At 55.4% G+C, this 24,625-nt stretch carries 14 protein-coding genes; 6 read left to right on the top strand and 8 right to left on the bottom strand.

Going from position 1 to position 24,625, the window contains the following annotated elements:
* Nucleotides 1-105: 105 nt before the first annotated feature.
* From ECL_RS22270 to ECL_RS22250, 5 genes are all read right to left on the bottom strand, one after another.
* Nucleotides 106-783: a winged helix-turn-helix domain-containing protein gene (locus ECL_RS22270; RefSeq protein WP_013098832.1), complete on the bottom strand. Its 678-nt coding sequence runs from the start codon at nucleotides 781-783 to the stop codon at nucleotides 106-108.
* A 439-nt stretch (nucleotides 784-1,222) separates the two neighbouring features.
* Nucleotides 1,223-1,723 carry a hypothetical protein gene (locus ECL_RS22265; RefSeq protein WP_044157636.1) on the bottom strand — a complete coding sequence of 167 codons (501 nt, stop codon included), beginning with the start codon at nucleotides 1,721-1,723 and terminating at the stop codon, nucleotides 1,223-1,225.
* On the bottom strand, nucleotides 1,686-2,411 hold the full coding sequence (locus ECL_RS22260) for a winged helix-turn-helix domain-containing protein (RefSeq protein WP_023622408.1): 726 nt from the start codon (nucleotides 2,409-2,411) through the stop codon (nucleotides 1,686-1,688). Before ECL_RS22260 ends, ECL_RS22265 begins: the two co-directional genes overlap by 38 nt.
* A 232-nt stretch (nucleotides 2,412-2,643) precedes the next feature.
* Complete coding sequence (locus ECL_RS22255; RefSeq protein WP_013098830.1) at nucleotides 2,644-3,492, bottom strand: dihydrodipicolinate synthase family protein; 849 nt, start codon at nucleotides 3,490-3,492, stop codon at nucleotides 2,644-2,646.
* Nucleotides 3,493-3,503: 11 nt separating this feature from the next.
* Nucleotides 3,504-4,190, bottom strand: a complete 687-nt coding sequence (locus ECL_RS22250; protein WP_013098829.1) for a B3/B4 domain-containing protein — start codon at nucleotides 4,188-4,190, stop codon at nucleotides 3,504-3,506.
* Between the two features lie 42 nt (nucleotides 4,191-4,232).
* Here ECL_RS22250 and ECL_RS22245 point away from each other — a divergent pair, with 42 nt between their 5' ends.
* Nucleotides 4,233-4,835 (top strand): helix-turn-helix domain-containing protein, encoded by a 603-nt coding sequence (locus ECL_RS22245; RefSeq protein WP_013098828.1) that lies wholly within the window; start codon nucleotides 4,233-4,235, stop codon nucleotides 4,833-4,835.
* A gap of 75 nt (nucleotides 4,836-4,910) precedes the next feature.
* Here the strand turns inward: ECL_RS22245 and ygjG are convergent, their stop codons facing one another.
* A complete protein-coding gene (gene ygjG / locus ECL_RS22240; protein ID WP_013098827.1) occupies nucleotides 4,911-6,290 on the bottom strand; it encodes a putrescine aminotransferase in 1,380 nt (459 codons plus the stop codon).
* A 434-nt stretch (nucleotides 6,291-6,724) separates the two neighbouring features.
* Here ygjG and ECL_RS22235 point away from each other — a divergent pair, with 434 nt between their 5' ends.
* Both ECL_RS22235 and ECL_RS22230 read left to right on the top strand, forming a co-directional pair.
* Nucleotides 6,725-8,245 (top strand): methyl-accepting chemotaxis protein, encoded by a 1,521-nt coding sequence (locus ECL_RS22235; protein ID WP_013098826.1) that lies wholly within the window; start codon nucleotides 6,725-6,727, stop codon nucleotides 8,243-8,245.
* 336 nt (nucleotides 8,246-8,581) lie between these two features.
* Entirely contained in the window at nucleotides 8,582-10,141 is a 1,560-nt protein-coding gene (locus ECL_RS22230; protein ID WP_013098825.1) for a methyl-accepting chemotaxis protein, read from the top strand.
* Here the strand turns inward: ECL_RS22230 and ECL_RS22225 are convergent.
* Nucleotides 10,138-10,632: a PadR family transcriptional regulator gene (locus ECL_RS22225; RefSeq protein WP_013098824.1), complete on the bottom strand. Its 495-nt coding sequence runs from the start codon at nucleotides 10,630-10,632 to the stop codon at nucleotides 10,138-10,140. The genes ECL_RS22230 and ECL_RS22225 overlap by 4 nt on opposite strands.
* Before the next feature lie 146 nt (nucleotides 10,633-10,778).
* On the opposite strand from ECL_RS22225, the gene ECL_RS22220 reads away from it, so the two are divergent.
* On the top strand, nucleotides 10,779-11,543 hold the full coding sequence (locus tag ECL_RS22220; RefSeq protein WP_013098823.1) for a siderophore-interacting protein: 765 nt from the start codon (nucleotides 10,779-10,781) through the stop codon (nucleotides 11,541-11,543).
* Here the strand turns inward: ECL_RS22220 and ECL_RS22215 are convergent, their stop codons facing one another.
* Entirely contained in the window at nucleotides 11,544-12,713 is a 1,170-nt protein-coding gene (locus tag ECL_RS22215) for a DNA repair ATPase (protein WP_013098822.1), read from the bottom strand. It lies immediately after the preceding gene.
* A gap of 299 nt (nucleotides 12,714-13,012) precedes the next feature.
* On the opposite strand from ECL_RS22215, the gene ECL_RS22210 reads away from it, so the two are divergent.
* Both ECL_RS22210 and cdiA read left to right on the top strand, forming a co-directional pair.
* On the top strand, nucleotides 13,013-14,647 hold the full coding sequence (locus tag ECL_RS22210) for a ShlB/FhaC/HecB family hemolysin secretion/activation protein (protein ID WP_370626775.1): 1,635 nt from the start codon (nucleotides 13,013-13,015) through the stop codon (nucleotides 14,645-14,647).
* 9 nt (nucleotides 14,648-14,656) lie between these two features.
* Nucleotides 14,657-24,622: a contact-dependent inhibition effector 16S rRNA endonuclease gene (gene cdiA / locus ECL_RS22205; RefSeq protein WP_013098820.1), complete on the top strand. Its 9,966-nt coding sequence runs from the start codon at nucleotides 14,657-14,659 to the stop codon at nucleotides 24,620-24,622.
* Nucleotides 24,623-24,625: the final 3 nt, after the last annotated feature.

The following is a 24,625-nucleotide window of genomic DNA, read 5'->3' as shown; positions in this document are numbered from 1 at the left end:
ATGAAGCTGTGATTGATGAAGTGTGAGTTTAAAAGCGTTAAATATACCGTACTTAAATGAAGTTAATTTTTATGCCATCAAGGCAGCACAGGGGCTGGGTGTAACTCAGATCGCACCGTTTAGATCGTAATAATAACCCTCTTCTCTTTGATTTCTGATTTGCCCGCTGTTGTAGGGTGCCAGTTTCTTTCTCAGACGACCAATAAGCACCTCGACGGTATTGTTTTCTTTACCCATCCAGTCGTGGTAGAGATGTTTCATGATTTTACGTTTGCTCAGCGCCTTGCCTTTGTTCTTCACCAGTAGCTTCATAATTTCAAATTCAAAACGGGTCAGTCGAATTTTTTGCTTGTTGATGAAGAGTACCTTGCTGTTTAAGTCGAGTTCTAAATTACCTGCAGTAATACGGCTGGAAGGGGTGAGATAATTCCGGCGTACTAAAACCCAAATTCTGATGATAATCTCTTCAATATGACTAGACTTGACAACATAATCGTCAGCACCGCTTTCAAACGCTTTCACCTTGTGTTCAATATCGTTGCTGCTGTTAAGGATCATGATGCGGATAGTGCGCCCTTCGCGTCGCCACTTACGAATCGCCTGTAACTCAGCAGTGGAAAGCGTTTCAGATGCCATAATCAGGAGTTCAGCTTTATTTGAAAACATAAACATTTCCACTTCCTCAATACTCGAAGATACATCAGTTAAAATACCTGCCTCTTCAATTTGGGTTTTCAAATAATGCTGATTTATAATGTTAGGATCTAATATTAACACGCGCATATCTTCCTCTCACTTTGTTGCTTCGCCTGTTAGGGTTAATGACATTTTATGAAATGGATTTCTATGCTTTAAGATAAAAGCATCGTCACCAAAAAGTTGGCTAAATAATACTTTCGAAATAAATTCAAACAATTCTTTTATGAAGGATATTAGAAATACAAAATAAAAAAATGCAGAATAAAAGAAGTGAAGGGAAGAGTATGAGAAAAGCAGAGGAAGTAGAATTTAATCAAGAAAAATCACATTTAATAAGATTTTTGTTCTGATTTTTTGGCGTGTGGAGTGTTTGTTTAGATGAACGTATGGTTGCTCCAATTGCTTTCTGGTTGGGTTTTTGTTAAGAGTTAAGTGCGAATTTTATTTCTTGATTTAACAATCTATACATCTGTCTTGCATTCATAACATTAGCACAATGAGCCATGTGCTTGCGTCAATAAACTCATTTTCGGCAAATAAATATGGCACGCTGCAAATCGCTTATTCTCCAGGTTTTGGGGTCAAGCTTCTGGATCTTATAGTGCAGGACAGGTTGGCTGGTGGTGAGTTTTTCAATCAGCAAAGAAGGTGCATTATCCTGCGGATTAGCAAGAAATTTACCTTTTGTGACTTTGTGGAATCCGTTTTGCACGTCTGTGTCGATGGTCATGTTTCCTGTACGATCGACAAGATACTCTTTACCATAATAGTTCAACGTGCCGTATTCGCTCACCGTGACGAGACCATCGTTGGTAATGTGGAAAACAATTTTGATATTTCCATTAATCCCTTGCTGGACATTATTTGAATCTTCATAGTTGATATGTACCGTCGACATACAGTTCATCGGCAGGTAATCATAAACACCAACAAGCTTGTATATTCCCATTGCAAGCAAGGGAAGCATCAACAGGCATAAAACAATATTAATTGTTGTTAATATTGACGAAGTTTTCGCATTCATGTCCTTTCCCTGTATTTTGTTTGCCACACAGGGCAATGTGAGTTGAGTACACCTTGCTTTTTAAAGGCGCTCTGTTGTCATCAAAATAGATATTTTTGGGATATTGCTGGCATTTTAATGCGATTCTTTGCCCTAAATTTGTATTAAAAAATGAGTCAATATTCTCTTGTTTGACGCCATTTTCGTCAGTATAGACATCGCATAATCCGACTGACTTATATTTATGCATAGTGCTATCGTTTAAATGGTACAAATAAAAGGCAGTGATGGTGCTCACCATTAAAACGGTTAATGCTATTGTGCTAATGTAAAAACCTTTGTGGGAGGAACAGATTTTTTTAAATTTTTCGTACGTGCTACTACGTGTAGTACTAACACGAGTACACTGACAGTGCAGTACAAATCCTTGCTTTGGTATTGTTTCGATTTTGTCTTCAAGCGAGAATTCAAGAAATGCTTTTCGCAACAGGGATATGTTTCGATTCAGGTTGTTATCAGAAGCAACCAGACCATGTTCTTCCCAGACTTTTTCAAGGAGTTCAGTACGGCTGACCTGAGAATTATTGGCGTCAATAAGTGCATTTAATAATCGCGACGTCGCCAGTGAAAGCTCAACTTCGCGTTTATTATCGGTTAAAATGCGCGATTCATCATTATAATGCACTATCCCGTCAAGTAGGTACTGCATAGCTTAAACGTCCTCGCAAATGAATCTAAGCATTATAATTTTAGCGCTACTATTATTCAATCTTCTGATTTCTATTAAGAGTCGAGAAGACGTATTTTTACCGGGATAATTACACGTAGACAGAGGGACAAACTGCGAGGGCGGGGACGTTGCTTTCTCAACCATTCCTGAGAATGATTACTTTATGAATGATGCGGTGTGGCCGGGTAAGCGCAGCGTCACCCGGCGTTTTTCAGGCCAGTTCCAATTCCGCAAGGATCGCTGAAAGCGCCTCGCGCGGCTCTCCCTGAATTGCCTGCAACGGGAACGGCAAGCCGGGTGTTGCCACTTTTCCCCTCATTTCCGCCGCTGCCGCGATGACCCTTACGCTACCGTAACGACGGAACAGATCCCATAGCGGCTCTAACCGTTCTGACTCTGTACTTTTCCCCGAACGCGCTATCGCCAGCGCCGCTTTTGGGAACAACCCCGCGAGAACCGAATACCAGACGTCAAACCCGGCCTGCAGGGCTGAGGCTGCCCGCCAGTCACCGGCGATACCCAGTGTGACCGTATCAGGAAGCCGGGCACGTACCTGCGACAGGTCCTCCGGCACGCGGCCAAGCTTGATGGAGCCCACATATGGCAGAGACGCGACGGCAAACAGCAATTCATTGCTAAACGCAAAACCGGTCGTGGCAGGGTTATCGTAAATGCACAGCGGTACGGAGAGCTGGCGGGTCACCGTTTCATAGAGCTTAAATACTTCCTCATCCGTTAATCGCTGGTACGACACGGGTGCCATCAGCACGCCGGAGACTCCGGCCGTTTGCGCGTCGTCAGCCAGACGCAGAATATCGTCCAGCCGCATTGCGCCGATGCTGACGATAACCGGTATGTTACCGGCATGTTCCACCGCACAGCGTGTCACCCGGGCACGCTCTTCAACGGTCAGATAGGCATAGCTCCCGGTCGAGCCAAGAATGCCCAGTGAATCGACGCCTGCCTCAACCACGGGAGAGAGCAGATGCGTAAAGGCCTGCTCATCAAACGTGCCGTTTTTCAGGGGCGTTAACGGAAATGCGCTGACTCCACGAAACATTTTTTATCCTCTTACAGGGTCAGTAACTGCCTGTGCACCACTGCACCCGGCATCAGACGTTGCAGGTTATCAATCAGATCCGCTCCGGCTTCTTCCAGTGCCGTAAGCGGCATTGACGGCAGACTTTCCAGAATAAACCACATGGTTTGCGCCTGACTGTCAAGACGCGTCCGTATACCCTGGCGCCAGTTCCAGCGACGGCAGGTAACACCGAGGTCGTCGCGCCAGATAACCTCGCCCGGCTCCGGGTATTCCACCACCGGCTGCCCCTCTTTAAAGGTATCAAACGGCTCGCTGCCGTCCGCCAGCGTCAGGCGCGGCGCGCCTGAATAAGTCGCAAGATTTTCTCCACCAACCGGGATGGCGTAGCGAATGCTCACCGCGTTGTAGATATCCACCACCGGATCGAGCGGTGGCAGCGAGCCGTCTTTTAAGACCCGCTTACGTAAGGCGGATGCCGAGCAGGGCGTACGTTTCGGTTTTGCGCCGAAGGCCTTAAATACCTCATCCCAGCCGGAAAGGTGCGCGTCAGCCCACGGCACATCATCATTAAGCATCTGCTGGCAGGCTTGCGTGAGCACGGCCGGAGCGACTTCCGGGTGGGTAACCGGCGCAGCTTCAACCAGAATGCTCAGCGCCCGAAAGCCCGGGGCAATTGCGGCAAGGCGCGGGTCTATTGACGGCGTAACGAGAGACATAAATAATCCTGTATTGACTGTTTTATACCATGGTAGTGACCAATGACTGAAAAAGTCAATATAATGACTGAACAGGGTGCCGATATCGCCCAGGTAAGCCTGGCCGTAGCGAACCGCATACGCAACTGGCGTAAAGAGAAAAAACTGTCGCTGGATGAACTCTCGCGGCGTGCCAGCGTCAGCAAAGGCATGCTGGTGGAGATCGAAAAGGGCGCAGCCAACCCCAGCATCGCCATTTTGTGCAAGCTGGCTGCCGCGCTCGGTATCTCAGTGGCGGATATCGTTAACGTCTCCAGCGAGCCGCTGGTGCACGTTATCGAAGAAGCCGCGATCCCGGTGCTGTGGCAGGGGGAAAAGGGCGGACGCGCCAGACTGCTGGCAGGAACCGCGGGCCCGGATATGATTGAGCTATGGCAGTGGGAGATGCAGCCGGGAGAGCGTTTTACCTCTTCGGGGCATCCTGCGGGCACCTTTGAGCTGCTGCACGTGAACGAAGGCATATTAACCCTGACGGTGGACGAGACGGTTACGCAGGTTGCTGCCGGGGCATCGGCGGTGGCGAAAACGGAAGCTGCGCACGGCTATGCCAATGAGGGAAAAAAGGTGCTGCGCTTTACCATGACGGTGGCGGAGTTTCACCGATAAAAAGCAGCCCGGTGGCGCTACGCTTACCGGGCTGGTGTTGTAGGCCGGGTAAGCGCAGCGCCACCCGGCATTTTTTTACGCCTCTTCCACACTCACGCGCAGTGCCGCCAGCGCTTTACGTGCCGCCTTCAGCACCTGCTCACACTGCTCAATGGTCAGCGTCAGCGGTGGCTCAATGCGGATGGTTTTGGAATTGTTGAGCGTGCCGGCCACCAGCACCCGCTGGCGGAACATCTCGCTCGCGAAGCTATAGCCGATTTCGTTATCAACAAACTCAATGGCCATCAGCATCCCTTTACCTCGTGCCTCCTGGATCAGATCCGGGTATTCACGTCCCAGCTGACGGAAACCGTCCAGCAGCATGTCGCCTTTCTGCTCCGCCTGCGCAGGCAGGTTTTGCTCCAGCAGCACGTTGATGGTGGCCAGCGCGGCCGCACAGGCCAGCGGGTTACCGCCAAAGGTGGTGGTATGCAGGAACGGGTTGTCGAACAGCACCGAGAAGACCTCTTCGGTGGCAACCGTCGCACCAATCGGCATTACGCCGCCGCCGAGCGCTTTCGCCAGACACAAAATGTCCGGCTGAACATTCTCGTGCTCGCAGGCGAACATCTTGCCGGTACGCCCCATGCCGGTCTGCACTTCGTCGAAGATCAGCAGCGCGCCAAACTCATCGCACAGCTGACGTACGGCAGGCAGATAGCCCTGTGGAGGCAGGATCACGCCGCCTTCGCCCTGAATCGGCTCCAGGATCACCGCGGCTACGTCATCGCCGGTTTTACGGCATTCGCTGAGCACGGTGCGCATGGCATTAATGTCGCCGAACGGCACGTGGCGGAAGCCCGGCAGCAGCGGCATAAACGGTTTGCGGAAGGTGGATTTGGCGGTCGCAGACAGGGCGCCCAGGGATTTACCATGGAACGCGCCGCTGGTGGCGACAAAAGTGAATTTCCCGCGCGGCGACTGGTACGCTTTGGCGAGCTTAAGCGCCGCTTCGACCGATTCCGTGCCGCTGTTGCTGAAGAAGCTGTATTTCAGTTTGCCGGGTGTTAAGGCTGCCAGCGTTTTCGCGAGCATGGCGCGAAGCGGGTCGAGCAGTTCCTGGCTATGAAGAGGTTGTTTCGCGAGTTGATTCTGTACGGCGGAAACCACTACTGGATTACGGTGCCCCACGTTGAAAATGCCAAAACCACCCAGGCAATCAATAAACTCCTGTCCCTGGGTGTCGACAAGCGTATTCAGACTTCCCGCTTGCCACTCTACGGCTCCGTAATCCCCGCCGGCGGTAACAGATTTGCGATACTCCAGAAAACCTGGATTGACGTGCTCTTTAAAGTAATCGATGACCTCTCGGTTAAGTTGTTTCATCTCCTCATGATCAAGCGTTCGCTTCTCAATGAGATTCAGTGCGTGCGCGGTACAGGCAAGAGCCGAGGCGCTGGAAGGTAACCTGTTCAAAATATGCTCCCGGGGATCGCGTATCACATGATACTGCGTTAAGTATTGCAGGGATTACGCCACTTCAGCGGACTTAACGAAAATCGGGATAAACGCCAGGTTAAAATAATGTTGCGCAATATTTAATCATGCCGATGTTTTCCAGACGGGATTTAGCGGTACGGAAAACGGGGGCAGGAAGACGTGGATGGGGTCAATTGCACCAGGGGGGGGCAGGCGGTGCGACTTAAGTGGGCGTTAACAGATCATCCTTTGCAGGTAATTTCATTGTGAAAGTATTTAAAATCAATCAATTATAAAATCTCACAAAAAGTGCGGTTTAAGTGAAATCTGCGATCTCCATCAAGTTTAACAACTAAAGATAAATTGTTTACCGCCGAAAAAACAATAAACCACAAAATTAACATTCAAATAACCTGCAAGGGATGCTCACGATGTCCTCTCCAACCTATGTCACCCAGAATGAATATCTTCTGGACGATGACACCACCTTAATGTCTACCACAGACGTCCACAGCTATCTGACTCATGCTAACGACACCTTTGTTCAGGTGAGTGGCTATCAGCTTAATGAGCTGATGGGTCAGCCGCATAATCTGGTGCGCCATCCTGATATGCCTAAAGCCGCTTTTGCCGATATGTGGTACACCCTGCAACAGGGCGAGCCGTGGAGCGGAATTGTCAAAAACCGCCGTAAAAATGGCGATCACTACTGGGTGCGCGCCAACGCGGTGCCGATGGTGCGCCACGGGAAGGTCACCGGCTATATGTCGATTCGCACCAAAGCGACGGCAGAAGAGATCGCTACCGTGGAGCCACTCTATAAGGCCCTGAATGCCGGACGCTGTACTAAACGGATCCATAAAGGGCTGGTGGTGCGTCAGGGCTGGTTCGGAAAACTACCGGCAATGCCGCTGCGCTGGCGGGTACGCGGCGTGATGGCGGTGCTCTTTGGCGCGCTCGCCGCTACGCTGGTGGCAACCTCAGCAGGCTGGGTGTCGTTGGTCGCAGCAGCGATAATGATGCTGCTGGGCACGTTGTTGTTTGAACAGCAGATTGTCCGGCCGGTAGAGAATGTGGCGCGACAGGCGCTGAAGGTGGCAACCGGCGAGCGCAATAGCGTGCAGCACCTGAACCGCAGCGACGAACTGGGCCTGACCCTTCGCGCGGTGGGGCAACTGGGGCTGATGTGTCGCTGGCTAATCAATGACGTATCAAGCCAGGTGGTGAGCGTGCGCGACGGCAGCGACAAGCTGGCACAGGGTAATGAGGATCTGAACGACCGCACGCGTCAGACCGTTGCAAACGTGCAGCAGACCGTGGCGACGATGAACCAGATGGCGGCCTCCGTTCAGAGTAACTCTGAAACCGCCACCGAGGTCGATAAGCTCTCCGTAGCCGCCAGCAGTGCGGCGACCAAAGGCGGGAACGCGATGCAGACGGTAGTCAAAACCATGGACGATATCGCCGACAGTACCCAGCGTATCGGCTCCATTACCACCCTGATCAACGATATTGCCTTCCAGACCAATATCCTCGCCCTGAATGCGGCGGTAGAAGCGGCACGGGCCGGTGAGCAGGGCAAAGGCTTTGCGGTGGTGGCAGGGGAAGTTCGCCATCTTGCCAGCCGCAGCGCTAATGCCGCCAACGATATCCGTAAGCTGATTGATGCCAGCGCCAGCAAGGTACAGTCCGGCTCCGAGCAGGTACACGCCGCAGGACGCACCATGGATGATATCGTTGAGCAGGTGAAAAACGTCACGCAGCTGATCGCGCAGATTAGCCATGCCACCTCTGAACAGGCTACCGGGCTTTCGGAGTTAACCCGCGCAGTGGCTGAACTGGACAGCATCACGCAGAAAAACGCCGATCTGGTTGAAGAGAGTGCGCAGATCTCCGCGATGGTAAAACACCGGGCCGGACGTCTTCAGGATGCAGTGACGGTTCTCCATTGAGTCTGTAATGTTCCAGAAAAGCCGTTTATTCTGCCAGGCATAAACGGCTTTCGTCGCTTCATTTGTAATTATTCCTGCGATTTATTGTTAATTTTATATTAAATAACTAAAGAAAGTGCCTCAGTTATTTATCCCTGCCTAAGTCATTTTTCCCCGATGCTATTTCATAAATGCCCCGTCTGGTGGTTGAGTAACGATCGATACGGCTATATTAATAGCCTCTGCCTATCCATTGTGATGGTTATGAAATAAAAAAACGATCAAAGTCATAAAGTTAGCGGTTTCGTTACCGATAACGGTGATCGTCTGAGAAATAATCACATCGATGGAGTAAATATGTTCTTACATGACGTAAAAATCGGCACGAAATTATTTCTGGCGTTTGGATTCTTTATTGTCCTGATGGTGGTGAGCGCGAGTTTGTCTTTAATGAGTCTGAACCGGGCAAACAACGGGATGCAATCCATTATTACCAGTGATTATCCAACCACGGTAAAAGCGAACCAGTTAATCGATAACTTCCAGGAATTTATTAGCACTCAGCAGCTCATGCTGCTGGATGAACAGGGAACGTACACGGCGCAGTCGCAGCAGCATCTTAAAGAGATTAGCGAGCACATCACGGTGCTCCTCGGTGAGCTGAACAACGTGCTGCAGGATCAGCAATCGCAGCAGGTGCTCGCCGAGATACGCGGCGTGCGCCAGCAGTATCTGGACTCGCGCTATCGTATTTTGCAGGCGGTGCAGAACCACGATCGCGCGGGTGCGCTTCAGGAGATGATGACCAACACCCTCAAACTGCAGCAGGCCTATAAAGCCAAAGTGCAGCAGCTGATTGCGATTCAGAACACTGAGATGCAGAACGCCGGGGTGCAGGTGGAAAGTGATTTCAGGAGCAACCGTCTGCTGCTCATCCTCATTACTCTCTTCAGCGTGGCGGCAGGCAGCCTGATTGGCTGGTTTATCGTGCGTTCCATTACCCGTCCGCTGGGCCAGGCCGTGGATTTTGCGGCGGCGATTGCGGATGGCGATCTCACCGGCAGTATCACCTCGCACGGTAAAGACGAAACCGGCCTGTTGCTGCATGCCCTGATGGAGATGAAAACGCGTCTGCTGGACATTGTGCAGCAGGTGCAGACCGGCTCGGAGAATATCTCCAGCGCCGCCGCGCAGATTGTCGCCGGGAACCAGGATCTGGCTGCGCGCACGGAAGAGCAGGCTAGCTCTGTGGAGCAGACCGCCGCCTCGATGGAACAGATCACCGCGACGGTGAAAAACACCGCTTCGCATACCGGAGAAGCGACCAACCTGTCGGCGGATGCCGCGAAGGTGGTCAAAAACAACGGTGAGATGATGAAGCAGGTGACCAGCAAAATGCGCCTGATTAACGAGACCTCGAACCGGATGTCCGACATTATCGACCTGATCGATGCCATTGCCTTCCAGACCAATATTCTGGCGCTGAACGCGGCGGTGGAAGCGGCCCGGGCGGGCGAGCACGGTCGTGGCTTTGCGGTGGTGGCTGGTGAAGTGCGCCAGCTCGCGCAGAAGAGTGCTTCGTCAGCCAGTGAGATCCGTGAGCTGATTGAAAGCTCCACCAGCCAGACGCAGGACGGGATGAACCTGGTCGAGAAGGCGAGCGAGCTTATCAATGGCATGGTGGGCAACGTGGAAGAGATGGATGTGATCCTGCGTGAGATCCGCCAGGCCAGCCACGAGCAGACAGAGGGGATCTCGCAGATTAACAGCGCGATTGGCCTGATTGATGCCACCACCCAGCAAAACTCCGCGCTGGTGGAGGAGTCTGTTGCTGCGGCGGCCTCCCTCAACGAGCAGGCGATGCACCTGAAAGAGCTGGTACGCGTCTTCCGCGTGAGCGCGCACGCACCGGCTTAATCCAGCTGGGAGATCTCCAGCGCCGCGCGGTCGATCACGCCAACGATCTGCTTAAGCTGCGCGTCGCTGAGCGCTCCCTGATTCACCTTCAGATCTAACACCGCTTTGAAGTTATCCAGTGCCCGCTTCATCTGCGGGTTTTTGCGTAGCTGGAAACCGACCGCGCGGGCTTTGATACGCGCCTGAATCTGCTCAAGCTGTTCCTGGTTTTCCTCCAGCCACTGCTGTCCTGCCGCATTGATGGCAATGCGCTTACGCCCATTCTCTTCTTCCGTAATGGTGATAAACGCCTGATCCTGAAGATAATCCAGCGTCGGGTAAATCACGCCAGGACTCGGGGTGTAGTTCCCCTGGGTCAGGTTCTCAATCTCTTTGATCAGCTCGTAACCGTGGCTCGCGTTGCGGGTCAGAATATCCAGAATCACCAGCCGCAGATCGCCGTGACCAAAAAAGCGCGGTCGTCGTCCGCCGCCATCATGTTCGTGTCGCATAGTGTGCCTCGTAAATTGATATATCTAAACTATATCTAAGATATATTCAGATGCAATCTAAAAGATCTTGCATTCTTGCTGATTAGCAATCATTATCATTTAAAATCAATTTAGATATATCGTATTCACCTGAGAAGGGTCTTAACATGGCAACCACCCGCTATCCACAACGCGTGCGTAACGAACTGCGTTTTCGTGAACTGACCGTGCTCCGTGTTGAGCGCGTAAGCGCTGGTTTTCAGCGCATAGTTTTAGGCGGCGAAGCGCTGGAGGGCTTTAGCTCCCGCGGTTTCGACGATCACACCAAAGTGTTTTTCCCGGCCCCGGGAACGACGTTTGTTCCACCGGTGGTCACCGACGAGGGCATTGACTGGGGCGACGGCGTGCGCCCGCAAAGCCGGGATTACACGCCGCTGTACGACGCCGCGAAGCACGAGCTGGCGCTTGATTTCTTCGTGCATGACGGTGGCGTTGCCAGCCAGTGGGCGCTAGAGGCGAAAGTGGGCGACAGGCTGACGATTGGTGGCCCGCGCGGTTCGCTGGTGGTACCGAAGGATTACGCCTGGCAGCTGTATGTGTGCGATGAGTCCGGGATGCCGGCGTTGCGTCGCCGCCTGGAAGGCATCGCCAGCTTGCCGAAACGCCCGGAAATTCACGCGGTGGTCACCGTCGGGGATGAATCATACAAGGATTATCTGGCGCACCTGAGCGCGTTCAACATCACCTGGGTGATCGGCCACAGCGAGCAGGCGGTGGTTGAGCAGCTGCCGTCGCTGAACGTTCCGGCGGAAGATTACTTTATCTGGCTGACCGGGGAAGGGAAGGTGGTTAAAAACCTGAGCCGACTGTTTGAGACTGAGGCTATCGATCAGCAGCTGGTGCGTGCCAGCGCGTACTGGCACGCGAAATAATTACGCTGCTGAATCGAGCTGCGCTTCGCTCACCTGATGTTCGAGCGAGGCGCGGACCTCGTTCAGCGCCTTTTCCTGCTGCGCGAAGTACGCTTCCATATTGCTGAGCGACGACACCAGCAGCCAGGATTCTTCTTTCTCCAGTTCTGCCAGCTCGTTCACTAAGGTGTCGATCTGCTCGCGAACCTGAGCCATTTTTTTGCGGATGCGCTCCAGATCGTTCAGCCTGTCGCTGGCCATCAGCGGCTCGAAGCCCTGCTGCAGGCGCGCCACCAGAGAACGAATGGCTTTGACGTCTCCACGCTGTTTAGCCTGGTTGAGCTGCACCATCATCGCGTTGGCTTCTTCTTTCAAATCGTCCGCCACCAGATCCGGGTGACACAGCTTGCTCGCCTGCCGCCAGAGCCGTTTCAGCTCGTCCCGATCCTCCTGTGAAAGATCTTTCCCTTTACGCAGACGCACTTCGGCATCCTGATGCTGCTCGCGGTATTTCTCGTACTCTTCGTTGGCCTCGTCACGCGCCTGACGCGCAGGCTCTTCCTCACGCGTTAAGCCGCTCTCCAGCTCCAGCGCCTCGGCAAGCAGGTTGGCAATCAGGTTACTTTGCTGCTGCAGATGCTTACGCGCCTCGGCTGCCTGTACGGAATCGGCAGGAAGTTCGCGCCAGCGCTGGGTGAGTGTTGCCAGCACCTCCACGGCCTGGGCCATGTAGCGCTGACAGCGGCGATAGTCTTCCTCGCGACGACGGGCCTCAGCCTGCTGGCGGCGCAGGTTCAGCTCGGCCAGCGTTTTACGCAGGGCGAGGATCTGCTGCATCAGCGGACCCAGGCGGGAGAAATAGAGATCGTTGAACTCATCAAGCTGCTGTACGCGCGCGTTACGGCGGTCAATCAGATCGCGCAGTCGCTCTTCCAGCGCTTTCAGTTCCAGTTTGCTCGCGGCGACCTGCGGATCGCGCCATGGCGTCACGGCACGCTGGCTCTGTAGCCACGCGACGATCGCGGCGATGGCCGCGGTGTAGTTTTTCTGCTCAAGCGCCACGACGATTGCCTGTAGCTCATCGTCAAACGCTTCATTTTTCAGCCGGGTTAGCTGGCTCTGAATGATGTCGTCATCTTCCAGTTCAATGGCATTTTTAATGATTTCTAGCCGTTTGATCGGTGTGCTCATGATGCCTTTCGCTTTGGCGCTTAAGTATTTGAGTTAAGGTTAGTTGTTGGAAACGCTACAGGAAATAATACACACGGATGATGATCGGCGCGATGGGGGATTTCTTTAGATTTACGCAGTGTCACCCGCTAAATTCTGAAAATGCAGCAAAATAGACCTTAAATTAAATGTGTGTATTTACACTGTTTACTTTTTGACATAAGTTGCGCGTTTTTTGACAGGCAAGTCTGAAAACGGACTTTTAGCAAGGAGTGGCAGTGATGTCAGGGAAAACGTCGATACTACAGGTGCTGGCTGGCATGGCCTTGCTGGCAGGTGCTGCGCAGGCGGCCCCCCTGTCTCCGGCCGACCGTAATACTATTCAGCAGCAACAGCAGCAGCTGCTGGATGAAAACCAGCGCCAGCGTGAAGAGCTGGAGCGCAGCGTGGTATTACCGCGTCCTGTTCAGCCCGACAGTGCCGCGACTCCGCAAGGTCCCTGTTTTGTTATCTCGCGCATTGAGCTGACGGGTACCACCCTTCTTTCTCCGTTAGCCAAAGATCGCCTGGTTGCGCCGTGGGTGAACCAGTGTCTTGATATGGCGCGTCTCAACGCCCTGACCAACGCCGTCTCTGACTGGTATATCAGCCGGGGGTATATCACCAGCCGCGCATTTTTAACCGAGCAGGATCTCTCTGGTGGCGTACTGCATCTCGCGGTACTGGAAGGCAAACTCCAGCAAATCCGGCTTGAAGGGGTTCCCGCCCGCACGCTGAGCATGACCTTCCCCGGCCTCGAAGGGAAAATTCTTAACCTGCGCGATATCGAACAGGGCATGGAGCAGCTTAATCGCGTGCGCCAGACGCCGGTTGAAATAGAAATTTTGCCCGGCGACAGACAGGGCTATTCAATCGTCAATCTGACGGCTTCGCCTGAATTCCCGCTCAGCGGTTCAGTGAGTTTCGATAACAGCGGGCAAAAGAGTACCGGTACCGGACAACTCAATGGCGCGCTGTACGGCAATAACCTGCTGGGGCTGGCGGATAAGTGGTTTATCAGCGGCGGGCGCAGCAGCGATTTTTCGAACAGCCATGATGCTCAGAATTTTGCCGCCGGGGTCAGCGTGCCTTACGGCTACGGCTTGCTGGACTACAGCTACAGCTGGAGCAACTACCTCAGCACCATCGATAATAACGGCTGGCTCTGGCGTTCGACGGGCGACACCGAAACCCACCGTCTGAATGGCTCATGGGTCCTGTTCCGCAATGGCGATATCAAAACCGGCGTGTCGGCGGGCATCACCCACCGCATCAACCATAACTATCTCGACGATGTTCTGCTGGCTACCAGCAGCCGCAAACTTTCAAGTTTCTCCCTGGGCCTTAACCACACGCAAAAAATTGCCTCCGGCGTGGCGACCCTGAACCCGACCTTCACTCAGGGTGTGCCGTGGTTTGGCGCCGAAGATGATAACGACAAACATGGCGATGTGCCGAAAGCCGAGTTCCGCAAATGGAGCGTCAACGGCAGTTTTCAGCGCCCGGTTGCTGACGGGCTGTGGTGGTTGACCAGCGTCTATTTTCAGTGGTCGCCGGACCGGCTGTACGGCAGCGAGCGCCTGACGCTGGGGGGAGAGGCCTCCGTGCGCGGCTTCAAAGAGCAGTACCTCTCCGGTGATAACGGCGGTTACTGGCGAAATGAACTCAATTATTCGCTCTTTACGCTGCCGTGGGTGGGGGATGTCGGCCTGCTGGCGGCAGTTGACGGTGGCTGGCTGAAGAAGGACGGATTTGACCGTTACGCCTCCGGCACACTGTGGGGCGCCGCGTTTGGTCTGACGACGGCTCATCGCGGCTATTCAAGCCAGTTTACCGTTGGCACACCGATGGCGTATCCGGATTGGCTGGCACCGGATCACCTCACGATTTACTACCGCGTATCAGTGGCTTTCTAAGGGACAGGGATGATGAAACAGGATCAGGTTCGTTTTTCACAGCGCGCGCTGAGCGCGTTACTGAGCGTTCTGCTGGCGACGCAGCCGCTGTTACCTGCGGTGGCGGCATCCATCACCCCGTCCGGCAATACGCAGATGGATAAGGCGGCTAACGGCGTGCCGGTGGTGAACATCGCCACGCCGAACCAGTCCGGTATTTCCCATAACAAATACAACGACTACAACGTCGGGAAAGAGGGGCTGATCCTCAATAACGCGACCGGGCAGCTTAACCAGACTCAGCTTGGCGGGCTTATCCAGAATAACCCCAACCTGAAGGCCGGGCAGGAAGCCAAAGGCATCATCAACGAAGTCACCGGCGCTAACCGCTCAAATTTGCAGGGCTATACCGAAGTGGCCGGCAAGGCGGCGAACGTCATCGTGGCGAATCCCTACGGTATCACCTGTAACGGCTGCGGATTTATCAACACGCCGAATGTGACCCTCACCACGGGTAAACCGGTGCTTGATGCCAGCGGTAAGCTGCAATCTCTTGATGTAACCCAGGGGGCGGTCACCATCGAGGGCGCGGGCCTCAATGGCTCGCAGAGCGATGCGGTGTCGATCATCTCCCGTGCGACGGAGATCAACGTGCAACTGCATGCGAAAGATTTACGTGTCGTTGCAGGGGCGAACCGCGTAGCGGCGGATGGCAGCGTCAGTGCGTTAAAAGGTGAAGGTACAGCCCCGAAGGTCGCGGTAGACACCGGCGCGCTGGGCGGCATGTATGCCAACCGGATCCGTCTGGTCTCCAGTGAAACGGGGGTGGGCGTAAACCTGGGCAACCTTAACGCGCGACAGGGGGATATTGCGCTCAGCAGTGCGGGAAAAGTGGTGCTGAAAAACACCCTTGCCAGCGGCAGCACCACGGTCAGCGCAGCGGACGTAACGTTACGCGGGGACCATAAAGCGGGTGGCAACGTCACGGTCTCCGGCCAGACGGCGCTGACGCTTGACCAGGCTCACGTTGCCGCCGATAACAACCTTCAGTTAACAACCCGCGGCACGCTGACGCAAAACGGCGGTGCGTTCACGGCGGCAAATGACGCTACGCTTGCCGCGACCACCCTGATCCAGAGCGTAGATGCCCAGGCAAGCGCGGGTCGTCATCTTGCCGTAAATGCTGAGAAAAACGCGGCGCTTAACGGTTCTGTTGTGGCGGGGCAGCAACTGTCGGTTAAGGGTGGCGAACTGGTGCAGCAGGGAAATCTCAGTGCTTCCGAGATTGCCCTCAACGCGCAGACGTTGACCCAAGAGAGCCGTAGCACAACAAATGCCAGCGGGAATATCACGCTCACCACGTCTGGCCACAGCCAACTGAAAGGCAGCACAACCGCCGGACAATCTCTCGCCGTCAGCGCGGGCAGCCTCGCTAACCATGGCGCATTAGCCGCCGTGGCGGATACCCGGATAAACACCGGTATATTCAGCAATACCGGCACCGTTCAGGGCAACAGTCTTACCGTCTCCGGGACGGATATCACCAGCTCCGGCGCGCTGAAGAGCGCCTCCACGCTGGATATCCGCGCAGACAATGCCACGCTTTCCGGTGAGACCGGCGCGAAAGGGAAAACCACCGTAACCGCCAGCGGCAATCTGAACAACAGCGGCACGCTTATCAGCGATGACACGCTAACGCTGAACGCGGCGCAAATCGTCAACAGCGGTACGCTTTCCGGTGTCCGGGGGCTCACCACCTCAGGGAAGACGTTCACCGCCAGCGCAACGTCAGTGACCCAAAGCGACGGGGATGTGGCGCTGAACAACACCGATACCACGCTTGCTGGTGAAACCAGTGCCGGTGGCGCCGTTACCGTGCAGGGCCGCAGCCTCAACACCACGGCCACGGCACAGACACAGGGCAACAGCGTCGGCGTGGCCGTGCAAAACGCAAAACTTGAAGGAACTCAGGCTGCCAAAGGCAACATGACGTTGAAGGCTGACAGCAGTCTCAACCACACGGGGAAATCATCAGCTTCAGGGCTTAAGGTTGAAACCGGCCATCTCAGCAACAGTGGAACCCTGACGGCCTCCGCGCTTGTAATCGACAGTCCTGAGGTCATTAACGGTGGTCTGATCCACGCCGGACAAACGCTGTCGCTGGTTACCCGTCTGCTGGATAACCGCAGCAGCGGCGTGCTGTACAGCCCGTCGGCACTGTCACTTTCCCTCTCTGAACTGAACAACGCCGGTATTATCACCAGCGACGCGGCGCTTTCCCTCTCTGGTTCAAATCTGACCAACAGCGGCGAGCTGAGCGGGACTTCACTGGCAATTGATTACGAGACGCTGAAGAACAGCGCGGAGGGGATGTTGCTGGCTCAAGGTGCAAACCGCATCACGGCACAGTCGGTGTCCAGTGCGGGCAGCATGGTGGGCAACACCCTGACGCTGAATGCCGATCGCCTGGAAAGTGCCGGTCTGTTACAGGGCGATAGCGCATTATCACTGACCGCCGGAATCCTGAATTTACTGACAGGCTCCCGCACGCTGACGGGCGGAGCGCTCGGCCTTTCAGGTACCACGCTGACTACCGCAGGGCAGCTCCAGGGACAGGATGTCAGCATCCGTTCCCACGACTGGACTAACCGCGGAAGTTCCCTCGCGACCGGCTCACTTGACGTTACGACCGCTGGAACGCTCAGCAATACCGGCGAACTGATGAGCCAGGGCAACGGGACGCTGAATGCGGTCACTACCGTTAACAGCGGCAATATGTTGTCGGCCGGTGACCTTTCGCTTAACGGAAAGACGCTGCGCAACAGCGGTACGCTTCAGGGGAATCGCGTCACCGCGCATCAGGACACCATCACGAACAGCGGAACGCTGACCGGGATTGCCGCCCTGATGCTGGCCGCCCGCCTGGAGATGGCGGCGCCATTACTGACGCTGGTAAATGACGCGTCGGGATCGTTACTGACTGCGGGCGAGTTGTCCGTGACTGGCGGCGATCTGCGTAACGCAGGGCAATGGCAGGGGAAACGGGTACTTATTCATGCGCAGGCGCTTACGAACGGCGGTGCGATCCAGGCAGAAAATTTACTGGATGCGCAAATCGACAGCACCCTTACCGGGACAGCGGGCAGCAAAATCACCTCCAATGGAGAACTGGCGCTCTCAGCACTGACGCTGGCAAACAGCGGGCAGTGGATTGCAAAACACCTCACGCTGGGGGCCAGTACCCTGAACAACAGCGGTGAGATCACCGGCGTTGTTGCGCTTTCGGTCGCCCTTACGCAGCTGAATAACCAGGCCGGAGGAAAACTGCTCAGCGCAGGCGCGCTGACGCTTGATGTGGAAAATGCAACGAACGCCGGGCAAATCCAGGGGAAAGCGACCACGGTTACCGCCGGTCAACTCATTAACAGCGGACGGCTTCAGGGAGAAGCGCTGACGCTGAATGCCTCGGGCGCGCTGAACAATACCGCCAGCGGTGTGCTGCTGAGCGAGAATGCGCTGACTGTATCGACAGCCACGCTGAACAATCAGGGCACGCTGCAGGGCGGTGGGGAATCTTCGGTGAAGGCCACCACCCGCGTACAGAACGACGGCAAAATGCTCTCCGGTGGCAAACTCACACTGACCGCACCGGAACTGGCGAACAGCAGCAGCGGGCTGGTTCAGGCGGTGAGGTTGCTGCTGGATGTGGTGAAAGCCGTGAATGGCGGAAATGTCCTCGCAACGACACGCGCAGAACTGCGCGGCAGCTCGCTTGATAACAGCGGCACACTCCAGGGCGCTGATTTGCAGGCAAATTACCAGAGCGTTACCAACAGCGGAACGGTATTAGGCACCACTTCGCTTACGATAAACGGTGACGCTCTTGATAATACCGAGAGCGGTAAGCTCTACAGCGGGGATAAGCTGCTGCTCGACGTGCGTAATTACAGCGGCCGTGGTGATGTGGTTTCTCTGGGCGACACCACGCTGAAACTGGTTAACGCGCTCGTTAACACCGGCACCCTGGCGGCAAGTAAAACGCTGTCTGTCTCATCGCAGAATGCCATGACGAACAGCGGCGTAATGCAGGGCAATGCCATTGCCCTCAGTGCTGGCGGAGCGTTCACGAACAACGGTACGCTCACCACCGGGAACGGTAGCAGTACCTTCAACGCGCAGAGCCTGTTGCTCAATGCGTCCGGCTCGCTTCAGGCAGGCGGAGATGTGCAGCTTACCTCACGTGAAAATATCACCGTCAACGGTTTCACCGGTACAGCGGGCAGTCTGACGATGACGGCCGCCGGTACGCTGCTGAACACGGCGCTGATTTATGCGGGCAATAATATCTCTCTGTTTGCTGCACGTATCCACAACATATACGGCGATATTCTTGCGGATAACAGCCTCTGGATGCAGAAGAATGCAGTCGGGGAGGCAAACGCTGAAGTTGTTAACCGCTCCGGTACGATTGAGACCACACGCGGTGATATCACCGTTAATACCGGCCATTTACTCAATGAAGCCGATGGCCTGACTGTCAGCCAGTCTGAACGGGAATACCCGGATGCCATTCCTGCCGCAGATGAACACTACTTTAGTTATGATCTCAACGGCAGACGTTCGGATTTTGTCCTCCTTCTTGAAGACTGGAAAAACGATGGCAGTAAGGTTGTGTATGACTGGTATGAGCAGTGCCTTGGGAGTGGTGCTAATGGCAGTGGTCAGTGCAGGGACAGGGTTGATTATCGCCTCACAGGGGAGGACATCCGGCAGTTCCTGCTGAGTGAGTCTGTGGTTTCCGTATCCGCCACTGGCAGTTCAGCCCGAATTGCTGCCGGACGCGATATTACGATTAATGCCGGAACGCTGGATAACCGTGCCAGCCATATTCTTGCTGGCCGTAATGCCGTTCTTGCTGGGGGAACACTGAATAACCTTTCTGCGGAAGGTGGACGCCGCGTTACGTACGTTCAGGCTGAATACCGTTGCGAGTGGTTTTACCGGGACTGCAGCGATAGCAAATGGGAGCCTCTGACACAATATCCGGACGGAAGTTGGGGCTGGTTTGATGAGGACTACGGCTGGTATGGCTGGGTGCCTTATATCCTCGGTGAACGCACAACCGAATTTGTGGCTGATGGCGGTGTATACCGCTCAGTCATCAGTGCTGGCGGTAACGTTAGCGCAAACTTTACGAGTGATATCAGCAATACTAACGTCACCGCAAATTCGGGTGAGTTCAGTAATACGATTGATGCCCCAACGCTGAATACGCTCTCGCCTGAAGCTATTGGTAAGGGCCTTAACAGTGAATCACTGGCACAAGGTGGCAGTGCGGACATTCGTTTCCCTGAACAACTGGGCAATATCACTGACGCCCTGAAAGATATCTCCGGCGGTTCATCGCTCTCCGACCAAAACGGCAGCAGCGGTAACTATCCACTGCCGTCCGGCAACAACGGCTATTTTGTTCCATCCACCGATCCCGATAGCCCGTATCTGATTACGGTGAACCCGAAGCTCGATGAACTCGGCAACATGGACGACAGCCTGTTTAATGGACTGTATGACCTGCTTGGCATAACACCCGGTGCCACACCGCGTGAAACCAACAGCGCGTATACCGATCGGAACCAGTTCCTTGGCTCGTCCTATTTCCTGGACAGGCTCGGCCTGAACCCGGATCGCGACTACCGGTTCCTCGGCGACGCGGCGTTTGATACCCGTTACGTCAGCAACGCGATTCTGAACCAGACCGGTAGCCGCTATATCAATGGCATCGGCTCCGATCTCGATCAGATGCGCTACCTGATGGACAGCGCCGCAGAGCAACAAAAAACGCTGGGGCTGAAATTCGGCGTGGCGCTTACGGCTGAGCAGGTTGCCGCGCTCGATAAAAGCATGCTCTGGTGGGAGTCAGCGACCATCAATGGTCAGACGGTGATGATCCCGAAAGTCTACCTGTCGCCGAAGGATGTCACCGTTCACAGCGGCAGCGTGATTAGCGGCAATAACGTCCAGCTGGCGGGCGGTAACGTCATTAACAGCGGCAGTACAATTGCGGCGCAGAATGGGCTCTCAATCGACAGCAGCAACAGCCTGAGCAACCTCAACGCCGGGCTGCTGAGCGCAGGTGGCGGGCTGAACCTGAGCGCGCTGGGGGATATCAATAACATCGGATCCACCATCAGCGGCAAAACGGTAGGGCTGGAGAGCGTCGCGGGCAGCATTAACAACATCACCCGCGCACAGCAGTGGAATGTCGATGCGGGAAATGTGCATTTCAGTGGCACCGATGTCGGCAAGACGGCCTCCATCACCGCCACCGACGGGCTGACGATGCGCGCCGGACAGGATATCAACGTGACCGGCGCAAACGTGTCGGCGGGTGGCAGCCTGGGAATGGCGGCGGGGAATGATATCAACATCACCGCCAACGAGATTGTGACCAGCGAAGGACGCGCCGGGCGCAACCGCGCGACCACGGAGACGGCGTCCGTCACACATCAGGGCAGCACCCTGAGCGCGGGCGATGACCTCACCCTGCAGGCAGGTAACGATGTGAATGCCCGTGCGGCAGCGATAGCGGCGGAAGGCGATGTGGGCATTCAGGCCGGTCGGGATGTGGACCTGCTGGCGGAAGCGTCGATGGAACGCTCCAGCAGCCAGGCGAAGAAAAAAACCGCCATTGACGAATCTGTTCGTCAGCAGGGTACGGAGATTGCCAGCGGGGGGAATACGGTGATCCTCGCAGGGCGCGACGTAACCGCGCAGGCAGCTGACGTGACAGCGCAGGGCGATATCGGCGTGGCGGCAGGCCGCGACGTAAATCTGACGACGGCGACGGAGAGCGATTACCGCTATCGGGAACAAACTAAAACCAGTAGCGGCTTCCTGAGCAAAAAGACCACCCACACCATCGAGGAAGAGAGCGCGACACGGGAGAAAGGCTCGCTGCTGAGCGGCGATAATGTGACGGTGTCGGCGGGTAACAACCTGCGGGTGTTAGGTTCTGCGGTCGCTGGCGATGGCGATGTGGCCCTTTCCGCAGGCAACAATGTGGACATCGTGGCGGCGACCAACACCGACACGGCCTGGCGCTTTAAGGAGACCAAAAAGTCCGGCCTGATGGGCACGGGCGGCATTGGCTTCACCATCGGCAGCAGCAAGTCCACCCACGATCTTCGCGAGCAGGGTACCACCCAGAGCGAGAGCTTCAGCACCGTCGGCTCGACGGGCGGCAACGTCAGCATTGCAGCGGGCAAACAGGCGCATATCGGCGGGGCAGATATCATCGCACAGAAGGATATCAGCCTGACCGGTGACAGCGTGGTGATTGAGCCAGGACATGACAAACGCACCCGCGATGAGAAATTTGAGCAGAAGAGCAGCGGGCTGACGGTGGCGCTGTCCGGGGCGGCGGGGAGCGCGGTGAATAACGCGGTCACCACGGCCCAGAGCGCGAAGCAGAGCAGCGACTCACGTCTGGCGGCACTGCAGGGTACGCAGGCGGCGCTGTCAGGCGTACAGGCCGGACAGGCCGTGGCGCTGGACCAGGTGAAGGGCGACTCTGACAAACGCAATAACAACACCATCGGCGTCAGCGCGTCGATTGGGTCACAGTCGTCCAAATCCTCATCGCACATGGAGAGCGAAACGACCACGGGCAGCACCCTGAGCGCGGGCAATAACGTCACGATAAAAGCCACCGGAAGCGACATCACCGTGGCGGGAAGCCAGATTAAGGCCGGGAAGGACGTGACGCTTGATGCAGCACGGGACGTCAACCTGATTGCCTCGCAGGACACGCAGCAGACAACGGGTAAAAACAGCAGCAGCGGTGGTAGCCTGGGTGTTGGAGTGGGTGTCGGTTCCGGTGGGGCGGGCATCAGCATCTCGGCGAACGCAAACAGCAGCAAGGGGCACGAGAAGGGCAACGGTGTCTGGCAGAACGAGACCACGGTTGATGCGGGTAACCGCGTGACCATCAACACCGGGCGCGACGCGACGATCGCCGGGGCGCAGGTGAGCGGCGAAACCGTGGTGGCGGATATCGGGCGCGACCTGACGATTGCCAGCACCCAGGACAGCGATCACTACAACAGCAAGCAGAACAGCGTCAGCGGAGGTGCGGGTTACACCTTTGGTGCAGGCGGTTTCTCCGGCAGCATCAATGTCAGCCGCGACAAAATGACCAGCGACTACGACTCGGTGCAGGAGCAGAGCGGGCTGTTTGCAGGCAACGGCGGGTTTGACGTGACGGTGGGCAACCATACGCAGCTCGACAGCGGGGTGATTGCCTCCACGGCGACGGCGGATAAAAACCGTCTAGATACGGGCACGCTGGGCTTTAGCGATATCCACAACCAGGCGGATTTTAAGACGGAGCATCAGGGCGCGGGTATCAGTTCGGGCGGCAGCATCGGCAAGCAGTTTGCCGGGAATATGGCGAACGCTCTGCTGGCCGGAGGCGGTAACAGCGGTCACGCGGAAGGGACAACACAGGCGGCGGTGAGCGAAGGGACGCTCATCATCCGCGATAAGGAGAACCAGAAGCAGGATGTGGCTGACCTGAGCCGCGATGCGGAGCATGCGAACGGCAGCATCAGCCCGATATTTGACAAGGAGAAGGAGCAGCAGCGCCTGCAGGAAGTGCAGTTGATTGGTGAGATTGGCTCGCAGGTGGTGGATATTGCGAACACGCAGGGGGAAATAAACGGGCTGAACGCAGGCAGAAAAGAGCTTGCAGATAAAGGGATAACCGAGCCGGGGGCGGATGCCAGCGACGAGGTTAAAGCCGCATATCAGAATGCCCTGCGCGAGACCGATGCATATAAGACCACGACGGCAAAATACGGGACGGGTAGCGACCTGCAGAGGGGGATCCAGGCGGCGACGGCCGCGCTTCAGGGGCTGGCGGGTAGCGACCTGACTGCAGCACTGGCGGGGGCATCCGCGCCGGAGCTGGCGTATCGTATTGGTCACGGCATGGGGATCGATAACAATACGGCAGCGAAAACCATTGCGCATGCCATCCTGGGCGGTGCGGTTGCGGCGCTGCAGGGAAACAGTGCCGCAGCGGGTGCGGCCGGAGCGGCGACCGGTGAGCTTGCGGCGAAGGCGATAGCGGGTATGCTGTACCCTGACGTCAAAGATTTATCGACGCTGAGCGAAGAGCAGAAGCAGACGGTCAGTGCACTGGCGACGATATCGGCCGGGATGGCTGGCGGGCTTGCTGGAGACAGTACGGGTTCGGCGGTGGCCGGGGGGCAGGCAGGGAAGAATGCGGCTGAGAATAACTCGCTGGCACTGGTTGCCAGAGGTTGCGCGGTTGCTGCACCCTGCCGGACGAAGGTCGCAGAGCAGTTGTTGGAGATCGGTGCGAAAGCGGGTATCGCGGGACTTGCCGGAGCGGCGGTCAAGGATATGGCTGATAAGATGACCTCCGATGAACTGGAGCATTTGGTTACCCTAGAAATGATGGGTAATGATGAGATTATTGCTAAGTACGTCAGTTTACTCCACGATAAATATGCGCCTTCCCATACTGGTGGTAACCTGCTACCTGAAACATTGCCTGGTCATACGGGTAATAACACAGGGTCTGTGGATACGGGGCCAAATCACACAGGGAATACGAATCGTCAGAATGATTCCGGTTCGAATAACACCGGCAATACAGAAGGTGCACCGAATACAGGTGGGAACACGACGATAACGCCGATCCCTAACGGGCCGAGTAAAGATGATATTGCTTATCTGGCATTAAAAGGGAAAGAAGCTCAGGAGGCTGCAAGCAATTTAGGTTTCGATCGCAGAATTCCACCTCAGAAAGCGCCATTTAATTCACACGGTCAGCCTGTATTTTATGATGGCAAGAACTACATTACCCCCGATATTGATAGTCATAATGTTACTAATGGCTGGAAGATGTTCAATAGTAAAGGTAAGCGTATCGGTACTTACGATAGCGGACTAAACAGGATTAAGGACTAGTGG

Source organism: Enterobacter cloacae subsp. cloacae ATCC 13047 (assembly GCF_000025565.1).
GTDB classification, from domain to species: Bacteria; Pseudomonadota; Gammaproteobacteria; order Enterobacterales; family Enterobacteriaceae; genus Enterobacter; species Enterobacter cloacae.
The sequence above is the reverse complement of the archived record's forward strand: the minus strand, read 5'-3'. Positions and strand labels throughout refer to the sequence as shown.

Coding starts and splice junctions, on each gene's coding strand:
- ECL_RS22250 (WP_013098829.1), bottom strand. CDS start 4,190: ATGTCTCTCGTTACGCCGTCAATAGACCCGCGCCTTGCCGCAATTGCC.
- ECL_RS22260 (WP_023622408.1), bottom strand. CDS start 2,411: ATGCAGTACCTACTTGACGGGATAGTGCATTATAATGATGAATCGCGC.
- ECL_RS22235 (WP_013098826.1), top strand. CDS start 6,725: ATGTCCTCTCCAACCTATGTCACCCAGAATGAATATCTTCTGGACGAT.
- ECL_RS22210 (WP_370626775.1), top strand. CDS start 13,013: ATGGCCTTGCTGGCAGGTGCTGCGCAGGCGGCCCCCCTGTCTCCGGCC.
- ECL_RS22255 (WP_013098830.1), bottom strand. CDS start 3,492: ATGTTTCGTGGAGTCAGCGCATTTCCGTTAACGCCCCTGAAAAACGGC.
- ECL_RS22230 (WP_013098825.1), top strand. CDS start 8,582: ATGTTCTTACATGACGTAAAAATCGGCACGAAATTATTTCTGGCGTTT.
- ECL_RS22245 (WP_013098828.1), top strand. CDS start 4,233: ATGACTGAAAAAGTCAATATAATGACTGAACAGGGTGCCGATATCGCC.
- ECL_RS22215 (WP_013098822.1), bottom strand. CDS start 12,713: ATGAGCACACCGATCAAACGGCTAGAAATCATTAAAAATGCCATTGAA.
- cdiA (WP_013098820.1), top strand. CDS start 14,657: ATGATGAAACAGGATCAGGTTCGTTTTTCACAGCGCGCGCTGAGCGCG.
- ECL_RS22270 (WP_013098832.1), bottom strand. CDS start 783: ATGCGCGTGTTAATATTAGATCCTAACATTATAAATCAGCATTATTTG.
- ECL_RS22220 (WP_013098823.1), top strand. CDS start 10,779: ATGGCAACCACCCGCTATCCACAACGCGTGCGTAACGAACTGCGTTTT.
- ECL_RS22225 (WP_013098824.1), bottom strand. CDS start 10,632: ATGCGACACGAACATGATGGCGGCGGACGACGACCGCGCTTTTTTGGT.
- ECL_RS22265 (WP_044157636.1), bottom strand. CDS start 1,723: ATGAATGCGAAAACTTCGTCAATATTAACAACAATTAATATTGTTTTA.